Below are 2,450 nucleotides of genomic sequence, written 5' to 3'. Positions count from 1 at the left end.
GGTCCACTGGCGGCGGGTCCGCCAGTCCCGAGAACACCCACCGGGTCCAGGCCCGGGTATGCGGCCGCCGCGAAGGCTGCCAGCTCCTCCAGGCCGATCGGCTCACCAGCCCGGTAGGCCGCGCGAAGGACCGGGATCGGTGCGAAGGACCGCTCGACCTCCAGCAGCTGCTCGCGGTGGACGGCCACCCAACCGGCCCGCCAGGCGTCGGCGCCGGCCTGGGTGTGCACCCGGTTGGCCACCACCGCGTCCACGCCGAAGCCGTGCAACGCCAGCGCCGTCAACGCTGCGCGGGTCTGCCCCACCACCACGCTCTCCGGCGTCAGGACAAGCCGGACGCTTGATCGCGACGGGTCCGAGAGAACCTCCCGAACTTCGTTCATGATCTCTCGCAGGCGTGCGGCAGCCTCGATCAGCGGTTCCGTGACAGCGCCTGCCAGCTCGCCACGCCCGAGCAGGCGGGGACCGGGACGCAGCAGGCGGGAAACCCGGCAGTCATCCGGGACCATCCGGCGCAGATACCACGACAGGGTCTCGGGCAGCGTCAGCAGACGCAGCAGCTGCGCGACGGGGCCGGTGTCAACTACGACGACCTCGTAGTCCCCGGACCTGATCTGGTCAAGCAGATGCAACAGCGTGAGCACCTCGGCGGCGCCGGGCAGAACCATCAGCTCACCAACGTCGATCGGTTCGGTTCCCGTCACCTCCCAGAGGCGCCCGAAGTACCCGCGAAGAACCTGCCACTGCTCCTCGAACACCCGCTGAACGTCCACCTGCTGCGCGAACAGGCCGGACTCGATCTCAACGGGAACGTCGGCCAGCGGATGGTCCAGGACAGCCGCAAGGCCTCGCGCCGGATCCGCCGACAGCACCAGGGTCCGGCTGCCGCGTTGAGCCGCCAGCGTTGCCGTTGCCGCGGCGACCGTGGTCGTCCCGACGCCCCCCTTACCGGAAAAGAGCACGCATCGCACGCGCTGTCAGCTCTCGAGGTACTTTTTGAGATCTTTCAGCGCGGCGTCGACCACGCCATTCTGGACCTTGCGCCGGAGTAGACCGGGAATTTTGATCTTAAGTTCGACAGTCAGGTCGTAGACGACCTCGGTCGTGCCATCACCACGATCGCGCAGGGCGTAGCCGCCGTCCTGAGAGATCGTGTTTTGTCCCTCGACGAGCGTCCAGCGCACCGACTCGTCACCCGACCAGGTGTACTCGATGACGAACTCTTCCTTCGCCACCATTGCGTTGATCAGAAAACGGGCCTGGTGCGGGCGACCGTCCGGTCCGACCGCGACGACCTCGGATCGTTCCACCGGCCCTGACCAGGTTGGATACGCAGCGATGTCGGCAATCGCGGCCATCACCTTCACTGGCTCAGCATTGATCGTAACGGTGGCTCGGGCTTGATCCGCCATCGGTGACAGTGCCTCCACAAACTATCCGGGCATGCCCGGCGTCGCTGACATACCGGTTGCCTGACATACCGGTTCTCCAGGTCCCTCGGAGTCTCCCGGAGCCCGGGAACCCCGACGCGGGAAGGGTCATGATCGCACAGTCTTCCGCCCGCTGGAGGCCAGGATAATCATCGTGACCGGTCGTCGAGGCTACCGGATGGCCCGCAGGCCCGTACGGCCGCTACCACTCCAGCACGAACGGCGTCCCCCGGGCGTTGAAATGCCCGACGTTCACGCACCGTGTGCGTCCGATCTCGAGAACCTCCCGGTATGGCTGGTGGACATGCCCGAAAAGCACATACCTGGGCTGGATCTCGTGGATGGCCTCCAGCACCGCCACGCTGCCCCGTTCGTAACGCCGAGCGACCGTGTCGTACACGAGCTCGGGTAGGTGCGGCGGAATGTGGCAGCACAGCACATCCACCACCCCGAGGGCTGCGACCTTCGCGGCATAGACATCATCGTCGATCTCGTAGGGAGTGCGCATCGGAGTACGCAGACCGCCGCCCACGAAGCCGAAACGCAGCCCACCGATCTCGGTCGTCTGGCCGTCCAGGAGCGTGACACCGTCGCGCAGGTAGTCCTGATAAAGATGCGGAAGATCCACATTGCCATAGGTCAGAAAAGTCGGCGTCGGAAAAGCATCGAACATCTGTTCGTACTGCTTGCGGATCGCCCCTTCGATGACCTCCTGGCGATTGTCACCCAACGTCGCCCACAGACCACGAGACCAGTCCCGAGCCTCGTCGAAACGCTGCTCGGTCCGTAACTGAATCATTCGTCCAACCGCCGTCGGACCAAACAGGTCCCCCATTATCCCACGACCGTAATCGCGGTAGTCCACGTAGAGAATGAGATCGCCCAGGCAGACAAAGGCGTCGGCGCCCTTCCCCGCGGCGGCAAGCGCGTCGGCACGCCCATGGACGTCACTGACCACGTGGACCCTCATGCCCGGTCAGTCTAGCCTCGAAGATTCATGTCACGATCACAGATCATTTT

General features: G+C 65.1%; 3 protein-coding genes. All 3 read right to left on the bottom strand.

Going from position 1 to position 2,450, the window contains the following annotated elements; genetic code table 11:
* On the bottom strand, window positions 1–962 hold a 962-nt coding region (locus U9980_RS09910; protein ID WP_322767658.1), incomplete at its 3' end, for an ArsA family ATPase.
* A 15-nt stretch (window positions 963–977) separates the two neighbouring features.
* The gene (locus U9980_RS09905) at window positions 978–1,412 is read right to left on the bottom strand and encodes an SRPBCC family protein (protein ID WP_322747416.1); all 435 of its coding nucleotides are present in this window, start codon (window positions 1,410–1,412) and stop codon (window positions 978–980) included.
* Between the two features lie 220 nt (window positions 1,413–1,632).
* A complete protein-coding gene (locus tag U9980_RS09900) occupies window positions 1,633–2,400 on the bottom strand; it encodes a metallophosphoesterase family protein (protein ID WP_322747415.1) in 768 nt (255 codons plus the stop codon).
* Between the last annotated feature and the right edge of the window lie 50 nt (window positions 2,401–2,450).

This window comes from Protofrankia sp. Cr1, assembly GCF_963555865.1.
Taxonomy (GTDB): Bacteria; Actinomycetota; Actinomycetes; order Frankiales; family Frankiaceae; genus Protofrankia.
Note: the sequence above shows the minus strand (reverse complement) of the source record. Positions and strands in the feature narration are given on the sequence as shown.

Coding starts and splice junctions, on each gene's coding strand:
- U9980_RS09905 (WP_322747416.1), bottom strand. CDS start 1,412: ATGGCGGATCAAGCCCGAGCCACCGTTACGATCAATGCTGAGCCAGTG.
- U9980_RS09900 (WP_322747415.1), bottom strand. CDS start 2,400: ATGAGGGTCCACGTGGTCAGTGACGTCCATGGGCGTGCCGACGCGCTT.